We start from the raw sequence: 17,956 nt of genomic DNA, 5'->3' as shown, positions 1-17,956 counted from the left end.
AAGCCGGGCACGGTTAACTCGTTCACCGTAATGATGAAGGCGAACAGCCGCCCTGCCCCAGTATTGAGGCTCGTGCCTGATAGGGATAGTAGAAATAATAGTGTTCGTCCAACAGCCCGCCTGTGAGCGGTGTCGGACTTTCAGTTTTCCATACGAGACCGCCCGTGTCGGCATCCCTCTCGGCTGTCAGTTTCACGTTGGAATAGACTGTTTGAGTGCCCCGCACCACGTATAGGCCGCAGGCCCCGCCTTCGGAAAACTTGGTTTGGCAGCCATTCTCCACAGTACGGGTGGTTTTGCGAACAGCCGACGTATATCCACCATCGGTAACGGAGAAAGTAAGTTGCTGCGCCTTGTCTTGGTTGCCCGGGAGCTCTTCTTGCGTACAGGCGGCAAGCGATAGGAGCACCGCCGCCGGAATCGAATGTAGAATGCTTTGCTACAGTTTCTTTCTTTAATGTGATTAAAAAGCGCACACGGCCAGAAACCTAACTTTATAAGTACTTATCATTACTTTCCAGAGTGGCATCTGGAAAGTGTATGGCATATGCATTGTTAGGGCTATAATATGCCTCCGTAGACGACCAGTAAGAGGTGGTATAAATTGGCGTCGGACCGCCGGCAGCGACGAGGGATGGGTTGACTATATAATTCCAAATTTCGGCATTCGGAAAATCTTTCATCATAATCTTATCATCAGTAAGTCGGGCTGGGGTTAGTCTGCCTGTGGGGTCAGTGTCTTTCGGTATACAGAAGACGACACCGGCGACCGTCTTGCCCGCTACGGATTGCGGCTTCGGGTCTGCGATGACCTGAGCTTTCCCATTGGGATAGCGTTTGCGCAGTCCGCCGTCCGAAGTGCTCCTGCCCGAATAGATGTAGTCCCCAGCCTTCACTTCATCGGCAGTGTAGTGTATTGTTTTGGCTACCGCCACATTCTCCTCGCCGCCATCAATCCAGGTGTTGCCCGGCACCGTCTGCACCACGTCTATTTCATTCGTTTTTCCTCCGTGACACCTTCGCCCGCCATGAGCGTGAACTCTACTTTTGCCATGCGGTGGTTGAAACGGAGGCTGACGGCTTGGTCATAACCTCCCACTACGGTGACGTATAGAAGGCCGAAGCCGGCATACCCGCCACTTTGGTCGATATCGGCATTCGGAGTCCGTGCCGTGACACATGTCTCGGTAGTGCTCTTCCGGTAAATGGTGTTTTCAGCATCCTTTGGGACAGTATTGCCCGAGGCGTCCATTACGTACCTTTGGAGGCTGAGCATGCCATCCAGCATCACTCCTATCTCCTTGCCGCCGGCACGGGGGTGCGGTTGCGCCACCTCCGCTGTCAGTCGCAATGGGTACTTGCCATCGGGTAAACGTGTAGTAGATTCTCCCGTTTCCATCTTGCCGCAAGAGACGAGTAGCCCGCCCGCGAGCATCAACATCGGCTACCAGCCGCTGATGCGCATCCATCGTCCGGAATATCCTGTTCCTTTCACATCGTTATTTTTCTTTGTTTTATGTGGTTAGAAAGCGCACACGGCACGCACATTGAGTGCGCCGTCCTTTTCGCTGAGCTGTGCGAAGGCATTGTAGAAATACACGCTAAAAGCGCCATTCTTATTACTGGGGCTCTCCGAAGAAGACCAGAAACGTTTATGGTTATTGCGCGGTGACAATGCGTCACCGCCAACGGCGGAGATGGAGACTTCGACTATATCCCTCGTCTCTGTGTTGTCCCGTGTGTACGCAATATTATCGACATCCTTATAACATAGCATGTGCAGTTCCTTTACCGACGGCAAGAACCATCCGGTGCTGTTTGCCGGGGCTGGATTATTTGCGATAAATGTTTTCAGGACCTCAGCAGGATTGACCAAGGCATCGGTTTTGCCGTTTGTCTTGCAATATCCGTTATACGCCCACAGCACTTTCGTGTTCTGGTAACCGAGTATCCTGTTTATGTTGCCGGTCGCATCGAAACCAGTGGCAATGTTTACGTACTCATCCTTATCGACAGGATTGAAATCTGTTCCTCTTTGAAAATCCGCCACCCAGTCGTTAACGTTTTGCCACGAGACGTTGCCCGGAGCATCTTTAATCGACACGGCAAGGCCATGGGTGCAATTGGGATGTTCTTTCACCATAATCTTGTCGAAATCCAGAGACGCCGGCGTGATCCGTCCTTCAGGATTGGTCTCTGCCGGTGTCCAGAAGACGATGGCCGCCACGCTTGCCTTCTGCTCCTCGGTCAGGGTAGTACCCTTAGGCAGCAGGTTGCCGTCGGCGAGCAGGTAATCTCCCCGTTGCATCGTGTAGTCCTTTACAGTTGTCACCGCGCCGTCCACCTTGTATCTCTTGTAACTGCCGGTAGAAAGGCCGGACGGGGTTATGGTGAACTCCTTGCTTCCCTCGTCATAATGTCCTTCGATAGTCGGTGCGGGAGTCGCGTGATTCACCAAGTAGCGGTATGTACCATCGTTCACGCGCAGCGGCTGGGCAATGCCAGAGAATGTAGTGGCGGGTGACACGGCGTAATCAGGAATCCTCTCGTCGGTAAACTTGTATTTAACGGTATTCGGCATCTCGATGACGGCCAATGCCATACGATGGTTCATGGTGAAAGAGAGGTGGAGGGTGTTGTCTTCCCCTGTCGTTGCGGAGCCTTCGGCAGTCATCAAGTCGGAGGCGGTATATGCCGCATGAGTACTTTGGTCGTCCTGAGGCTGCCAAGCGGAAACCAACGGGGCGAAGAATTCCGTGTCGGTCAAGGCTGAGCCTGTGGGAGTGGCAGTCTTTCCACTCATATCCGTTTAGTAGGGATAGTAGAGGTAGTAGTGCTCATCCGACAATCCCCCCACAAGTGTCGTGTTGTCCTTGGACTTCCACACGAGGTCGCCCGTGGCGGCATCCCTCTCTGCGGTCAGTTTCACGTTGGAATAGAGGGTTTGAGTGCCGTGCGTCACGTATCGCCGTCAGGCATGTTTTTCCTGCCGCTATGAACAACGGCGGGGGTATATGGTTATCCGGATGTTGCCGATGGAAAAAATCGGCTGGAAGAAGAAATAAATTTCTCGCAACGTTTCACAACAGCTTTGACCTGATGCTTTTCAACACACGCCACACCGTCATGCCTGAGAGCTTTATTCTCTTCCTAAGCAGATAGTTGGCAATCCGTTGCGCTCCCCATCTTCTTGTCTCACGCACAGATTAAGGATAATGGTTTCAATTTCAGGTGTTATCTTCATATTGGCAAGTCTTGATGAACGTTTAGACTTATCGGACAATTCCGACTTGCCTTGTTCTTTCTCGCAATTTATCCAACGGTATAACGTGGAACGGGTAATCCCGCACCGAAGGGCAGTTTTTGTCACAGAACCCGTTTCGACGTATAGCTCAAGCCATTTTTGGCGCATCCGTATATCTTCTTTCATGCAACGAAGATACGGATTAAGATTTGCCAACGAAAAGAAAAAGTGTAGCGTATCTATTGATACTTTGCAATTAAATACTACTCCGCTTTTCAGCCATCTCCTTAATACCAGCCTGTCAATCTACACATTGTTGAGAAGCCATTCATGATTAATATGATCAAAACAACCCTTAATGTCACCTTCCAGTATCCATTGTGGTAAACAGTCTCTACTCAACCATCTATGAAGTGCGTCTATTGCATCCGCAGTACTTCTAAACTTTCTGAACCCATATGAGTTCGCATCCGCTTCACTTTCAGTTATAAGTTCTAAAGCCATAAGATATATCCTGCACGGCTCTGTCCTTCATGGTTGGTATTCCCAAAGATCTTGTCTTGCCATTTGCTTTGGCTATGTTGACCTTCCTCAGCGGGAAGGCCTTATATCCTCTCCTTTTCAATAAACATATAGCTTCTATTTTCTTGGCATCAGTGTCCCACTTCATATGGTCAACCCCTGCCGTACGTTTACCTTTATTGGAAGTTACTTTCCTTATCGCCAATGCCTTGGCTTCGTAGGAAGTGGCAAGTAGGTACCGTAAGGCCTTTACCTTGTTGTACCTCTTTTCTTTGTGGGCCTTTGCTATTCGGACCTGCAGTTTTCTCACTTTACGCTCATATTTGGAAGAATCGATATCTTTTCATGTCGTGTTTCGTACGGTTAAAGATGCACACTCGGCTTTTGCCTTGCTCATTTGCAGTTTCTTCATTTTATTAAAGTTCTACAATCGTTTCACAAAGAATTACCCTGCGGAAGTCTGCCTGATTTCGCATGGGGTGATGTTTAAACCTCTATCCTCCGCATTACACAGAATCATTCACTTTCTCCGCAATCCTTTACCCGCACCACATTCGGCTTTTCTTGCAATTGGCTTACCTGCCTGACATAGACAGGAGAAATACGGGTTTACCAAGTTCCGTACAAGTAACTGACGCCCGACTTAGAGCCCGCCCCTCCACCGCCAGTATGATGTCCGTGTAGCCTTACATTCCCAAAAGACTATCCTGACTACCCACCTTTTGGCTATAGCTTATAAATATCCGTAAGCTATTTCTTTATTACGATGGTGTAGCGATTCACATATGTTACTCATATCAGTCAGCCTAACAGCCTATACATTGGATATTTCTGTAAAGGACTGCATTGTCAAGAGGGCTTCGCACTAAACCATGACTGGTAAAGCACGCCTCTTTAGACTACTATTGACAGAACAATAGGTTCAGGCACAGTGCTGAACAATTACTTGTACGACTTCTTGTCGCACGGAATACCTAAAGATACAAAAAGGCCAACTAATTCGCAATAATTTGGCTATGAATTAGTTGGCTAATTTTATATTATTTAATAAATACCCCTATTCAGTTCGATTAATGGAGCTGAACTATAAATTTGGACGTTTGCCTTCTTATACAAGATTGACATTCATTGTTTCCGCTATTGTTTTGTTTTCAATCAGCATTCAACTGTATCAACATGAACAGTCGTTTGAAAACTTGAAACTCATTTTCCAAAAACATAAATAATCAACAGATTATTAAAGGTAATCAGTTGGACTATACATTATCTCAGAAAATATATCTATTTGACCTTCATTATATCTTTCAACAGTCCCAACGGCTCATCTGTAGTGATAAAGTCGACTTTATCCCAAAAGTATTGCATGTCCTCTTTTTTATTAACCGTCCATACATTCACTTTTAGCCCCAAGGCATGGCAACTTTCAATCCAATCGGTATAACGGTAAAATTCAGAGAAGTGATAATCCGGTCCGGCACTACCCAATTCTTTCAGTTGTTGTGGAGATAAGTCCCCTTTCAGATAATATACAGGAGTGCTTGTGGGAGCCTGACGGATCAGTTCCTTTAATGCGTGAGACGAAAAGGTGATATATATCATCCGGGGTTCGAGTCCCATCTTCTTTATCATCGAAACGATCTCTTCAACAGCTTTTATCTCCCGTTCGGGTTTACTATGAGCTTTCAACTCCAGCACCAGCTTCAAAGATGTTTTCCGCTTAGCTGTTTCCAGAAGCTCTTTTAAGGAGGGTACGCATTCTCCATTCGCTAACCATAACCCGGTTAATTCCTTCAGAGTGGACTCTTCAACCTTATGCCCTTGAATAATCCCATCATGGCTAACCACCAAACCATTATCTTTTGTCAGCCAGACATCAAACTCCGAACCATAACATCCTATAGAATCCGCTTTCAACAAAGATGTAATGCTATTCTGTGCTGATCCTTGGGTTTTCCAGAAACCACGATGGGCAATCACCCGTGTTTGTGCCGAAGTATTGGCAATCATAAACATAATTGCCAATAAACACATTACCTTTTTCATTTTGTCCTTTCCTCTAATTGTTAGTTATATAAGAGCTGATTCTCTAGTATCCCGGATTCTGCACTAGATTGGGATTTACTTCTATCTGATCTTGTGGAATAGCAAGCCAATAGTTCTTGGGAGCGGTAAAATTACGAACGCCGGTTTCTTTCATGTCCGTAAGTTTATAAAAACTATCAGCGGTTTTTCCGGATAATGTCCAGGATTTCTGATAACGCATCATTTCAGTATGGGCAATTTTCCAACGGCGCATATCATGGAAACGTCTGCCTTCCATAGCCAATTCAATGGAGCGTTCATCATGTAATATTTCGCGCAACTTCTCTCCTGAAGGAATACCACCGGCTTTTGCCCATGAATCTGCAAAGGTAGGTAATCCGCAACGTTCACGTACTTTATTCAAATAGGACAGACTGGCAGTACTCAGTGTGCCGCTATATTCGAAATCCGCTTCTGCATAACTCAGATAGAGTTCGGCCAGACGCATATAAGGAAAGCACCAACGGTTGTAGGTTATTTGATCGGTAGTCCTATTATAGGTATCATATTTAGACACCCATTTCTGACAATAATAACCGTTGTCCGTTTGATACTCATCCTTGGCATTGCCATTATTCTGCTGCATTTCACCACGTCTGCATTTGAGCACTATTGTCTTTCCCTGCACGTCATAATTTCCACGATCAAAGCCAATAGAGGCATAAAAGCGCGGATCACGATTCCTGTGAAAACGTACCGTACTATCACCTGGTGCAATGGAATACGGATCAAGCTTCTTAGTCTCGGGGTCATCTGCCCAAGGTAGACCGTTCTTGGTATAATACCTACTCACACAATCCCACGTCGGGAATAAGGACCCTCTAAAACCTTTGGTCGAATAACTTGTAAATTCAACACGAGGAGCCATATTCTTGATACAGTAGGAAATAGTTCCCTGTTCAGCAAAGCCAAACAGGACTTCATTCCAGTTAAATCCGCTACCACTGATCCCATCACCGACAAAGGCTTCATGATAGTTTTTCTTCCCTTGCTCCAAGTCATTGGTCGAATTTCCATAAAGTTTGTAACCGTTCTCTTCGCAAAGGTCTATGGCCTCTTTGGCAGCATCCATCGCTCTCTTCCACTTTTCCCGGTCATAAGTCTGGTTAATCAGAAAAGTGCCGTCGGGGTTTTTAAAGTCGGAATAAAACTCACTATTCCCATTGACTAACGGCGAGGCGGCATAAAGCAACAGCCGAGCCTTGAAAGCCAAGGCAGCAGAAGAGGTAGCCCTGTTTCTCTTACTTGAATCCCATACGCCAGGAAGTAATCTAGCTGCTTCCGAATATTTATTGGCAATGAAATCGACACATGTATCATAAGGAGAACGGGAGGTCATCATCTCGGCCGGAGAACTTTCCATTGGTATTTCCTTGTCAATAATAACTATCGGTCCATAGTACTCCAGCATGATCTGATGATAATACCCGATCAAAAACAGCGCTTCACCTTTCCACCAGCTCAGGTTTTCGGGGGTAATGTCCGATACCCTATCCAGATTATTAAGCACATTATAGCAATTGCGGATACTTTCCCATACTGCTTTCTTCACAGCACCCTGCGGATAAGATTTTGCTGTATTGCTCCATAATGAGTAATAAGTCGTTGTTGGGGATTCTTCCCCATAAACCAGACTGCGGAAATGAAACCAGCGCGTTGTTCCTCCTTTGCTCGTTATGATTTCGTTTCCTCCGGTAAAATCAGGAAATTGTTGGGGATGGAAATAGTTAGGGATATTCGCGTAGCAAGACAGTACCATTCCTTCAGCCTGATATTGTGTCCGGTAGATATCATCCACGGTAGCAGTACCTTGCGGAACCACATCAAGAAAATCACATGATGCCATCATTAAACAGCCGATTGCCGACAGGCATAACTTTGTATATATATTTTTCATAACTTATTCTGTTCTTAATTAATAATGAAACTGAATCCCGATCTTGGCCGTGCGCTGTAGCGGATATTTCAAACCATTCCCACTTCCCATTTCAGGATCCCAGGTACTGAACGGAGAGAATGTCAGCAAATTAGTACCTGCTGCATACACACGCAGCCACGGGAAGAAGGAATAGCCCAGTTCGGCATTCTTCAGGCGCAGGAAAGCTGCGTTACGTAGGTAATAAGTGCTGGTTTGCGCATTGTTCGTGATAAATTCGGGTGATAATCGGGGATAGGCGGCACCGGCTACATTATTGCTTTCCGACCAGTGGTCATCAACGATATACTGTGCAATGTTATATCCTTTATGGCCCGCTTCGCTGAACGGATGAATATCGCTCATCATTAAACTGACTTTGGCCACTCCCTGGAAAAACAGAGACAAATCCCACTTTTTATACTTCAACGTTCCTCCAAAACCATAGATAATCTCCGGAATTTCAGGATTGCCGATAATCGTCCTGTCATAACCATTCACCACGTTATCACCATTCAGATCTTTATATTTAATATCTCCCACCGTATAATTTCCGAACGACTGTTTGGGAGATCTGTCTATTTCCTCCTGAGAAGTAAACAATCCGTCAGACACATATCCTATAATACTGTTTATCGGGTGTCCGATTCTTGAAGAATAGGGTTCTACATTCACCGGTTCGTCTATCTCCGTAATCTCATTATGTGCATAGGTCAGACTACCGTTCAGGCGGAGCACCCAATCTTTGCCAATTACTTTGCTGTATGCTACACTCATATCCACACCCTTATTCTTTACCGAGCCAATGTTGGCATAAGGCAGCATACCTGTCACTCCCATTGTTGAAGGGACGGACGAACGTTGCATAAAAATTCCACTACGGTCTTCCTTGAAATAATCAATGGTTATATCCATAGATTCAAGAAGGGTCATATCGACACCTAAATTCAGCTTTTTCGATTTCTCCCATGTAGCGTTCGCATTACCATAAATATTTACAAGCGGCCCATTCACGCGGGTACCGCTACCAGTCCACCAATCCAAATTATTATTCATACTGACTTCTGTTACATAGGGAAAGCGAGTGGCAAGCGCATCATTTCCGGTCAATCCATAAGTAGCTCGGATTTTCAGAGTGGAAACTGTTTTTTTTAACGGTTGGAAAAACTTTTCATTAGAAATAGTCCATCCTAGGGCAATCGCAGGGAAGAATCCGAAACGATGCCCGCTTCTGAAATTCTCCGAGCCATTATAACCAAAGGTAGCCTCAAGCAGGTAACGCTGACCAAAACTGTAGGTCAGACGTCCGGCCATCCCTTGCTCACGGTAAGGAAGAAGATCTTTTTCAGCTCCGCCGTCCTTCACTTTCTTGGTTTCTTTCATGTGGTAAACAAGGGTAGCTCCCACATCATGTCCACCAAACTGGCGTGAGTAGTCCAGCGCTCCCTGTAAAGACCAGACACTCTCTGTCGGATCACGCCCGGAATTGCTCTTCAGATAAGGTTCTCCCGGCTCACCGATAGTCGAAGTCTTATAAAGGTAGTTTCCCTGATCATCCATCGTATAGTCATCAGATACTTTATAGTAGAAAGGTACAATCCAATGATCCAGCCAGTTAAAACTGTAATTATAGAAAGATGCCAGTCCGGTGAGTTTTAACCCTGGTGTGACAAACTTCAAGTCCTGTTCGAGATTGAAAGCGGTCGTCATATAGACATAATTTCGTTCCGTATAACCTTCACTCAATTTGGCGTAAGGATTCGGCTCTGATTTTCCCACATCCCACGGATCATTGCTACCGTAGCGGATGTATGTATCCCCTGGTTCAGCAGGAAGTGTAGCAGGAAAACGTACGGGATTCCCATGCATGGAATAGGCGAACAAATTCCGGGTACTTGTTTTGGGGGCATGGTGGTAGAACAACTGCGTATTCATATTTAGCCCCACTTTCGTCGTAGAGGTAACACGGGCTGTCACATTACTCTGAAACAGGTATTTCTTGTTGCGCATACCCACATCAAGCTTATCTTCCTTGGGTTGCCGGATGATACCATTTTCATAGAAGATTCCAGCATTCAGGAAGTAATCCACATTTTTGCTTCCGCCCTTGATGGAGATATTCAAATTCTGATTAACGGCGAAGTCTTTGAACAACATACTGTACCAGTCATTGTTTGGGAACAGGTAGGGATTTGCATTGGCACGTGTTTTATCTATCTTATCCCGGCTATAGAAAGGCTCATACTCTTGGTTATTGGCAATAGCCTGATTATAAACGGCTTCATTATACATATCCATGTAAGTCGGGCCATCTGCCATTTTCTGCACATAGGTAGGCATGGAGAAAGTATTATCAAAGCGGATATCTACAGACATTTTCTCGGAAAGCTGTCCTTGCTTGGTAGTAACGATGATAACTCCGTTAGCCCCCCGTGAGCCGTATAGGGACGTTGCCGTAGCATCTTTCAGCACAGAAAACGACGCGATAGATTCTGGAGGAATATTGTTCATCATCGTAGCGTTGATTTCCACACCGTCAAGTATGATCAGCGGTGAGGTATTCGAACCAAAAGTTGATATACCACGTATATAGAATTTCGCCTCATCAGAGCCTGGTTCACCCTGTGTTTGTACGGCGATGATACCTGGAACGTTCCCGGCAAATGAAGTACTAAGATTACTGGATGTCATCTTCAGGTCTTCCGGCTTCACTGCCTGCACAGCTCCCACGAGGGATTCTTTCTTTTGTTTGCCAAAACCGACCACGACCACTTCATCCAGCATCATACTCCTGTCCGGAGTCAAATTAACGGAAATGAACTTCTTATCTTTTACCACTACCGTTTTCTTCTGGTACCCAACATATGAAATGGTCAATGATGCGTTCTTTGCCAACTGTATAGTGAATATACCGTCCACATCTGTTATAACCCCGTTCTGCGTTCCACTTTCCAATACGGTAGCTCCAATAACAGGCTCTCCGTTTTCGTCTCCCACATATCCTTTCATTTCTGCTTTTACTTCTTTTTGCTGGCTCTCGTCGATCTTTCTATTATCTGCCGCCGTTACAACGGAAACGGGAAATAATGTGAAGGCTAACCATAACAGGATGCAACAGCTTTCGCTGGTAAGGCATCCTTGTTTTACTTTACAGTTCATATATCAATAGATTTTTTGATTAGTAGTGTAGATTTTTCTCTGAAATACAGGGAGGTGTGTCGTAATGCACGATGTACCCTCTTTTTTATTCATTACTATACAACTCTGTTCATTTTCTTTTCTATTATTCATTGTGTGTGCAATTTATTTTATAATTATTTCTTTGACTTTATATAAATTACAGTACAAATTCTCAAACTAAGAATCGTTTATATATACGATAGGAAAACAACTCTCTCTTCCGCCCGAAGGCTGGCTGGCAAAAAAAAGTAAATACCTTGTCATACATCAAATTTAGTTGTTAATATATTTGCAAAATTACCCGGAACAACTCGGATAAAATATCAGAAAATGACCTGATATTATAAAATTTAAAGCAAAATACATATTACTAGTGCGATATGAAATCTTTAGGCAGTACTCCGAACTGTTTTTTAAAACAGCTTGAAAAATAGGAGGGGGTACTGAACCCTACCATGTAAGAGACTTCCACCACTCCATAGGTTCCTTCTTTCAGTATGGAAGCTGCCTGCTTCAAACGGAAAAGGCGGAGATATTCGTTCGGACTCATATTTAGGATTCCTTTCAATTTCCGGTAAAAGTTGGAACGTCCCATATTCATTGCATCCGCTATATCATCAATTTGCAGGTCCGTATTATCAAGATGGCGTAATACATACTCATTTAACTTGCTAATAAACATCTCATCGGCCTTTGTCTGCGCCATTGCATCTGCTTTGATAAAAGGAAATTCAATAAAGTGACGGCGTAATCTTTCCCGATTACTCAACAGATTTGCTACATTGGCACGAAGATACTCCATAGAAAACGGCTTTTCAATATACGCATCCGCCCCTTCTTCAAGTCCTTCGATTCTTGATTCCAGATTAGTTTTAGCTGTCAATAATATTACAGGAATATGACTATAGTCCAGATTTTGTTTCAGATGCTTGCATAATTCAACCCCGTCCATCAGAGGCATCATAATGTCACTTATTATCAGATCCACAGATTTCTGTTCAAGAACGTCCAACGCCTCGACCCCATTTTCCGCAATCAGTACATGATACAATGAAGACAATTGCCTGAACACAAAAGCAAGCATATCCTTATTATCTTCTACAACCAATATGGAAGCAACCTCTCTTTTATCTTTATCAGAAACTTCACGATCTTCATCATCATACCCAGGTTTCTTATGTTGTTCTTCCGAATCATCCGGAAGTGTCTGGTGTAATATTGGAATGGAAAGAATGAAACGGTTACAATCTAGCTCCCGGTCCATCACCAGCATACCTTGATGCAACTCTGCCAAGTAACGAGCCATAGCTAATCCGATGCCTGTGCCCGAGACAATATCTTTCCCGTCCCGGTATTGGACAAAGGCTTTAAAAATATTTTCACGCATTTCGATAGGGACTATATTCCCATCATTACTCATAGAGATAGTGAACACCTCATTCTTCTCATCAACAGACAAATGGAGATAAACGTATGTCCGGGCATATTTCAATGCATTAGCAAACAGATTACTGAGAATTTTGGTCAAAGCCTCTTTGTCAACAGAAGCCAACAATTCTTCCTCTGGAACTTCTACTTCAAGTTTAATTCCCCTTTGCTTTGCCAAAGTGGTGAAATACTTATAAACAGAGTGGACGATAGTACCGATATTATATTCTTTCGGATTCAATTTAAAACCTTTATTTTCCGCTTTACGGAAATCAAGTAATTGGTTTATCAGGTTCAGTAACCTCTCCACGTTCTGATCCATAATTTCCAATTCCATCCTTACATTTTCGGAGAGTTCCCTATCAGCAAGTACATTCTCCAATGGGCACTTTATCAGTGTTAAAGGAGTACGGATTTCGTGTGCCACATTTGTAAAGAAATCTATCTTAGTGGTGTAGAGTTCCTGCTCCTTTTCCTGTTCGAACTTCTCCATCTCTTTACGCTGCTTTTCAATAGTACGCTTCCTTAAATAAAAGAAGAGGGCGAAAAATGTACCGAGTATCAATAGGATATAAATCAGGTATGCCCATACGGATAAATAAAACGGGGGCAATATCCTGATCCCCAATGTGCGTACATCTGGATTCCATACACCATCACTATTCGCACCTTTCACGCGTAACATGTATGTCCCATAAGGTAAATTGGAATACGTAATAGGGCCCTTACCCGCTGTATGCCATTCGGAATCATACCCTTCCAGTCTATATAGCAGTGTATTCATGCTCGGTGACTGATAACTTATCGCAGCTATCCTGAAGGAGAACGAATTCTGATTTGACTGAAGTTCGATATGGTTTGACAAAGTGATACTTTGTTTCAATGGAGAGCCTTTTTCTCCGACTACCACCTTTTTATTAAAGAGCATAAAATCGGTAATCAAAACAGAGGGTAAAAAATCATTATCAATAAAGGAGGAGGGGGCAAAGGAGATGAAACCGTTAATACAGCCAAAATAAATCCGTCCATTCTTATCCTTATAGCTGGACTGGTAATTAAACTGGTTACTCAGCAACCCATTAGCAACTGTATACACTTTAAAACTGGAATTCTTCGGGTTAAAATGCACCAGCCCTTTATTGGTTGAAACCCAGAACAATCCCTTTTCATCTTCTTCAATCCGATAAATGACGTTGCTTGGCAGACCGATACCGTCATAACGGACAAAGGTGTTGGCGGAAGGCACAAAGCGGCAGAAGCCACCTCCTTGTGTGGTAAACCATAGCTGATTTTGACTGTCTTCAAAAATACTCAGCACCTTATTGGATGGAAGGGTGGACGAGTCTGCTTCCTCATGTACGAAATGTTCCCAACCACCTGTACGGACATTCTTTTTATAGACGCCATCGGCATAAGTTGCCAGCCATAAATTCCCCTGCTTATCCTCCTTTATATAATAAACAAACGTCCACCCAAGTTCGGGGACGCGTTTAAAACGTTCCGTATCTGGGTTGTACCGAAACAATCCTATTGTTGTTCCAAGATACAGATCGCCCGCAGTTATCCGGCAGATAGAAAAGATATCACTTGCAATATTATCATAGTGCTTTACAGCGTATGTCCTCAAATCAATACGCTTCAATCCTTTTGCAAAATTCCCAACCCACAGATAATCTCCGTCCAAATACAATCCGTGAACATTATGATAAATATCCGGATGAATGAACGGTTCGATTTTTCCAGTACTAGGATAATAATGGAAAAGCCCCTTATCTTCTGTACCTATCCAGAGTGTGCCGTCATGGGCGGCACAAAACTCCCGCACCCTTTTTCCCATTTTGTTTGATTCTTTCTGGGGATAGACTTTATCAAAGTAGGTATATTGCCGGGGGTAATAATTCACACCCCCAAAATAAGTCCCTATCCACATTCCGCCTTCACGGTCTTTGAGAATCGAATAGATGGCATTGTCAGAGATTGAATAGGGATCACCGTTGACGTTCTGCAAGTGGATGATTTTTGCCGTGTGCAGATTATAGATATAAAGTCCCGATTCGGTTCCTATCCATAATTCGTCATCTGAATAAAATGCAAGTTCCCTGATATAAATATCACCTCCCAATTCATCCTTGGAAAGAAGGGTACGGATAGTCTTATTAGTTAGGTTCACTTCTTTCAGTCCGAATACAGTTCCCACATACATGCAATTATAGGGTCCGGGGAGCAATTTATAGATGTATTCATCTCTGAAAGACACTTTTGAATCTTCTGGAAAAATCGGAGTTAAAGTTTTAAGCTTGTCTTTTGAATAATACAGATTTCCATCACGTATGTCCAACCAGCAGACATCGTCCGAATCAAAATAGAGTTGGCCGGAAGTTTTAAGGTTCAGAGTACCGGACCCGTCCGACTGATAATTAACCAACTGGCTATCCTGGGGATTGTAATAGAAGATTCCCCGCGTCTGAGTTACAACCCAGATACCTCCTTTCTGGTCCCCAGTTATCAGATTGACCGTACAGTCTATATCTATGTTTGAATTACTTATCAGAGTAAAATGCCTGACCTTTTCCATTTGTGGGCAATAGACATATAGGCCTACGTCTGTCCCAATCCATATTTGCCCAAGATTGTCTTCATACAAAGAAGTGATGAAATTATTGCCCAAGGTTCCGGATTCTTTCATGAAAGTCCGAAAAGAGATACCATCATACCGGTCAAGACCATCCTTCGTCCCAAACCACATAAATCCTTGTTTATCCTGAAGGATGGCATGGACCGTATTCTGGGATAATCCATTATTGATATCAAGTGAACGGAATGCATATTGTCCTTCATTCAGAACGGCAAGGGAATAAAGAGGCATCAAAGAAAGAAGTATTAATATAACTAAAATACGTAGTCTCTGCATTGTCTTAATTGTTAGTTTCATTAATTAACATACAACAGGATATAAGAATATCCTGAAAAGTGGATATCAGAGCTATTTCAACAGTATATTCTCAGTACGTCCCGGTGTCAGCAATTCCCAAAGGGATGCTACCGTCCAACCGGGAGCAAACATGTCATTATAATATCCTTTTCCATTCCTTCCATAATCCCAGTTGGTGTGCTGGATCACTTCCGGATAATAACCAACTTTTATCACTCCACACATATGTCCTTTATAAGGAAGTAACTGGCACATGGAAGTAGAAATGACTTCAGCAAAATCAGAGAAACGAGGTTCATTATACTCTTTGGAAAGCCAACGGAGCACATCGGCAAATTCAAAAATAAATACATCAATATGATTATTCTCCACCGAGACATTTCCCCAGCCGCGAGTTTTCAGACCGATATCACCCAACATCTGCCCGGGAGCAAACGGAACGTCCCAGACGTAATACCAGGACAAGGCAAAATAAGCCGCTTTTCGTGTCAGAGAGGCATAGTGGTTATGTTCCGTACCATTTGTTATCAATGATAAATAGTAAGTTGCCGTAGCGGTATAGAGGGAAGCTTCCTTATCCTCACAGTTTGCATCCAGCGTAGAGGAGAAATAGTCAGCCTTTGATATAAGCTCTTTTTCCAGATATTCCGCAGTACGCCGGGCAGCGGACAGATAGCGTTTGTCCTTAAAATATTTATATCCCATAACCAGAGGTAATGTAGCGGATGGAGTACTTCCTCCACTTCCGTCAACAACTGTAAAGTCATCATGGAATTTACGTGGAAAACTTCCATCTGGATTTTGCAGTTGCAAGAACATATCGAGCATTTTCTTTAAGCGTTGTTCCCAATCAGGATGGTGACGTTTATACTTCTGTTCATAATTCAGATAATGAAACATGGCATAAATTCCTTCCGACTGACGACGTATGCTATGCACTGGGCGTTCTTCTTTCACATCACTATCATTTTCCAGATTTACCCATTCACGCAAATAACCGGTTTCCGTAAAGCCATTTTCTAAGTAACTATCAAATATCTTTTTACTGCTAGCTGCAAGGTCATCACGTCCATTCTCATTGCCAAACTCCCATGCATTGAAAGCGTTTAGAAGTACGCGACCGACAAAACCTATCTCTGCTACATTCATGTTGGCACAGGCTGCCACTTTCATTTCAGGGCTGGAGTAATAGGCAAGAGCTTTGTCCCCAACAAAACTTTCCACAAAATAATTGCTCAGCACTCCTTTTATCTCTTCTGGAGAAAAAGGTATTTTCACAGGTTGGGGACGGTATGTATCATAACAATATTCCCAAGTATGGCAAATAAAATCTGAGTAGTCTGTAGCCTGCCCCTCGATAAATTCCCAGGTCAGGAGTACTGTTTCTCCTTTTTTTAGATATTGGAAAGATGTAACCTCCGGAGCCAGCGTCAACTTACGAATATAGGTTTTAGGAGCTTCTCGGTAAGGAAATCCAAAAGATAGTGTTGATGTTCCGTCATGGCTCTCAAAGCCGGTGAACCCTAGGGACGTTTTGCCCGAGAGGATGATTTCGCCTGTTTGGTGGGTAGCAAGGGCATCCCATTGAAAATCGTCCTTGCGTGCCACAGTCATATAACGTCCATCTTTCTGATTGAAGATACCGGTAAGGGGTGAGCTCAGACGATCCTCACGTACCAGCCAACTCTCTGATATATGAAATGAAGGAGCACCTTTAGGAGAACGTAAATTGCGACTATACCAGAATCCTGGTAGATAAAACATACAGTCATTATGTCGGAAGCCTGTTTTCAACTGTTGTTGATAATTAAAGTACACGTCTTCCAATGCCGTAATACTTACTACCATTACACATTTAACATTGTCACGTTCTATTCTCTCTGTAATGATTAATGGTATTTTTTCTTCAGACTCTAACAGATAGATTCCCTTATCATCAACGGCTCCTTGAAAAGCAAGGGAATAGTTTCGTGATTGATTACCGGGAACCTTCAAGGAGACTTGTGCAGATATTCTTTTATATATATCATTAACAGTCCTAGCATCAATAGTAATAGTACAGATCATCAGGCAACAAAGCATACATCTTAATTTTGTCATATAAATCAGATAATTTAGTTTATTAATATTCTTTTAATTTGCGTTCCAAAATTAGGATATTACGTATACAAAGAATGTGATTTTTTGAGCAATTATTATAAGATTTCAGTAGAATTCATAAGAAACAGCCCATTAAGTATTTATTTTTTAATCCTCTATTAAGATCCCATTACAATATACACTTATATTTTTATTGGGATATTTAATACTACAAATGTAAATGTGTCAGAATGCGGGCACAACCTCAGGTCCCTAGCCTTTGTATTGACGAGACTTCTTTAAGCTGCGGAGAATTATATACTGTTGTCACTAATCGTGCGGGACGTGGTGGCAGAGGTACACTTGTGACCATGATACGTGGCACGAAGTCTGAAGACGTCATAAAGGTGCTTGAAATGATTCATGTCTCCAAGCGCAAGACAGCCAAAGAGGTCACTTTAGATCTTTTGCCGACCATGATGCGGATCGTCTGAACGGCTTTTCCCAATGCCACTATGACAGGTTATCGGTTTCATGTACCTTAATTCCGCAATACTATTGTAAATTAAATCTT

At 43.4% G+C, this 17,956-nt stretch carries 12 protein-coding genes and 1 pseudogene; 1 reads left to right on the top strand and 12 read right to left on the bottom strand.

Going from position 1 to position 17,956, the window contains the following annotated elements; genetic code table 11:
• Positions 1–22: 22 nt before the first annotated feature.
• The 12 genes and pseudogenes from BLW31_RS24720 to BLW31_RS07980 form a co-directional block, all read right to left on the bottom strand.
• On the bottom strand, positions 23–226 hold the full coding sequence (locus BLW31_RS24720; protein ID WP_157998589.1) for a hypothetical protein: 204 nt from the start codon (positions 224–226) through the stop codon (positions 23–25).
• Positions 227–494: 268 nt separating this feature from the next.
• Positions 495–986 carry an Lcl C-terminal domain-containing protein gene (locus BLW31_RS08030; RefSeq protein ID WP_004318655.1) on the bottom strand — a complete coding sequence of 164 codons (492 nt, stop codon included), beginning with the start codon at positions 984–986 and terminating at the stop codon, positions 495–497.
• 2 nt (positions 987–988) lie between these two features.
• Positions 989–1,441 (bottom strand): hypothetical protein, encoded by a 453-nt coding sequence (locus BLW31_RS08025; RefSeq protein ID WP_004312652.1) that lies wholly within the window; start codon positions 1,439–1,441, stop codon positions 989–991.
• An 81-nt stretch (positions 1,442–1,522) separates the two neighbouring features.
• A complete protein-coding gene (locus BLW31_RS08020) occupies positions 1,523–2,803 on the bottom strand; it encodes a fimbrillin family protein (RefSeq protein ID WP_004308132.1) in 1,281 nt (426 codons plus the stop codon).
• 263 nt (positions 2,804–3,066) lie between these two features.
• Positions 3,067–3,430: pseudogene (locus BLW31_RS25040) on the bottom strand (helix-turn-helix domain-containing protein); the annotation flags it as partial.
• Positions 3,431–3,550: 120 nt separating this feature from the next.
• Complete coding sequence (locus BLW31_RS08010) at positions 3,551–3,748, bottom strand: reverse transcriptase domain-containing protein (protein ID WP_008775183.1); 198 nt, start codon at positions 3,746–3,748, stop codon at positions 3,551–3,553.
• Positions 3,726–4,076, bottom strand: a complete 351-nt coding sequence (locus BLW31_RS08005; protein WP_004308130.1) for a reverse transcriptase N-terminal domain-containing protein — start codon at positions 4,074–4,076, stop codon at positions 3,726–3,728. The genes BLW31_RS08010 and BLW31_RS08005 overlap by 23 nt, the downstream gene beginning before the upstream one ends.
• Positions 4,077–5,047: 971 nt before the next feature.
• On the bottom strand, positions 5,048–5,809 hold the full coding sequence (locus tag BLW31_RS08000; protein WP_004308129.1) for a glycerophosphodiester phosphodiesterase family protein: 762 nt from the start codon (positions 5,807–5,809) through the stop codon (positions 5,048–5,050).
• Positions 5,810–5,852: 43 nt separating this feature from the next.
• Positions 5,853–7,745 (bottom strand): RagB/SusD family nutrient uptake outer membrane protein, encoded by a 1,893-nt coding sequence (locus BLW31_RS07995; protein WP_004318653.1) that lies wholly within the window; start codon positions 7,743–7,745, stop codon positions 5,853–5,855.
• A gap of 18 nt (positions 7,746–7,763) precedes the next feature.
• A complete protein-coding gene (locus BLW31_RS07990) occupies positions 7,764–10,922 on the bottom strand; it encodes a SusC/RagA family TonB-linked outer membrane protein (RefSeq protein WP_010537625.1) in 3,159 nt (1,052 codons plus the stop codon).
• 391 nt (positions 10,923–11,313) lie between these two features.
• A complete protein-coding gene (locus BLW31_RS07985) occupies positions 11,314–15,282 on the bottom strand; it encodes a two-component regulator propeller domain-containing protein (RefSeq protein ID WP_004318650.1) in 3,969 nt (1,322 codons plus the stop codon).
• A gap of 72 nt (positions 15,283–15,354) precedes the next feature.
• Positions 15,355–17,403 carry a hypothetical protein gene (locus BLW31_RS07980; protein WP_004318649.1) on the bottom strand — a complete coding sequence of 683 codons (2,049 nt, stop codon included), beginning with the start codon at positions 17,401–17,403 and terminating at the stop codon, positions 15,355–15,357.
• Between the two features lie 230 nt (positions 17,404–17,633).
• Between BLW31_RS07980 and BLW31_RS07975 the strand changes: the two genes are divergently transcribed.
• Positions 17,634–17,876, top strand: coding sequence for a transposase (locus BLW31_RS07975; protein ID WP_004318648.1), 243 nt, complete (start codon positions 17,634–17,636; stop codon positions 17,874–17,876).
• The last annotated feature ends 80 nt before the right edge of the window (positions 17,877–17,956 follow it).

It is taken from the genome of Bacteroides faecis MAJ27 (assembly GCF_900106755.1).
Lineage (GTDB): Bacteria > Bacteroidota > Bacteroidia > Bacteroidales > Bacteroidaceae > Bacteroides > Bacteroides faecis.
Note: the sequence above shows the minus strand (reverse complement) of the source record. Positions and strands in the feature narration are given on the sequence as shown.

What these genes read in the sequence shown, in the direction of transcription:
- BLW31_RS08020 (WP_004308132.1), bottom strand. Translation starts at nt 2,803, where the DNA reads ATGAGTGGAAAGACTGCCACTCCCACAGGCTCAGCCTTGACCGACACG.
- BLW31_RS07980 (WP_004318649.1), bottom strand. Translation starts at nt 17,403, where the DNA reads ATGACAAAATTAAGATGTATGCTTTGTTGCCTGATGATCTGTACTATT.
- BLW31_RS08025 (WP_004312652.1), bottom strand. Translation starts at nt 1,441, where the DNA reads ATGTTGATGCTCGCGGGCGGGCTACTCGTCTCTTGCGGCAAGATGGAA.
- BLW31_RS07990 (WP_010537625.1), bottom strand. Translation starts at nt 10,922, where the DNA reads ATGAACTGTAAAGTAAAACAAGGATGCCTTACCAGCGAAAGCTGTTGC.
- BLW31_RS08010 (WP_008775183.1), bottom strand. Translation starts at nt 3,748, where the DNA reads ATGGCTTTAGAACTTATAACTGAAAGTGAAGCGGATGCGAACTCATAT.
- BLW31_RS07985 (WP_004318650.1), bottom strand. Translation starts at nt 15,282, where the DNA reads ATGCAGAGACTACGTATTTTAGTTATATTAATACTTCTTTCTTTGATG.
- BLW31_RS07995 (WP_004318653.1), bottom strand. Translation starts at nt 7,745, where the DNA reads ATGAAAAATATATATACAAAGTTATGCCTGTCGGCAATCGGCTGTTTA.
- BLW31_RS07975 (WP_004318648.1), top strand. Translation starts at nt 17,634, where the DNA reads ATGCGGGCACAACCTCAGGTCCCTAGCCTTTGTATTGACGAGACTTCT.
- BLW31_RS08000 (WP_004308129.1), bottom strand. Translation starts at nt 5,809, where the DNA reads ATGAAAAAGGTAATGTGTTTATTGGCAATTATGTTTATGATTGCCAAT.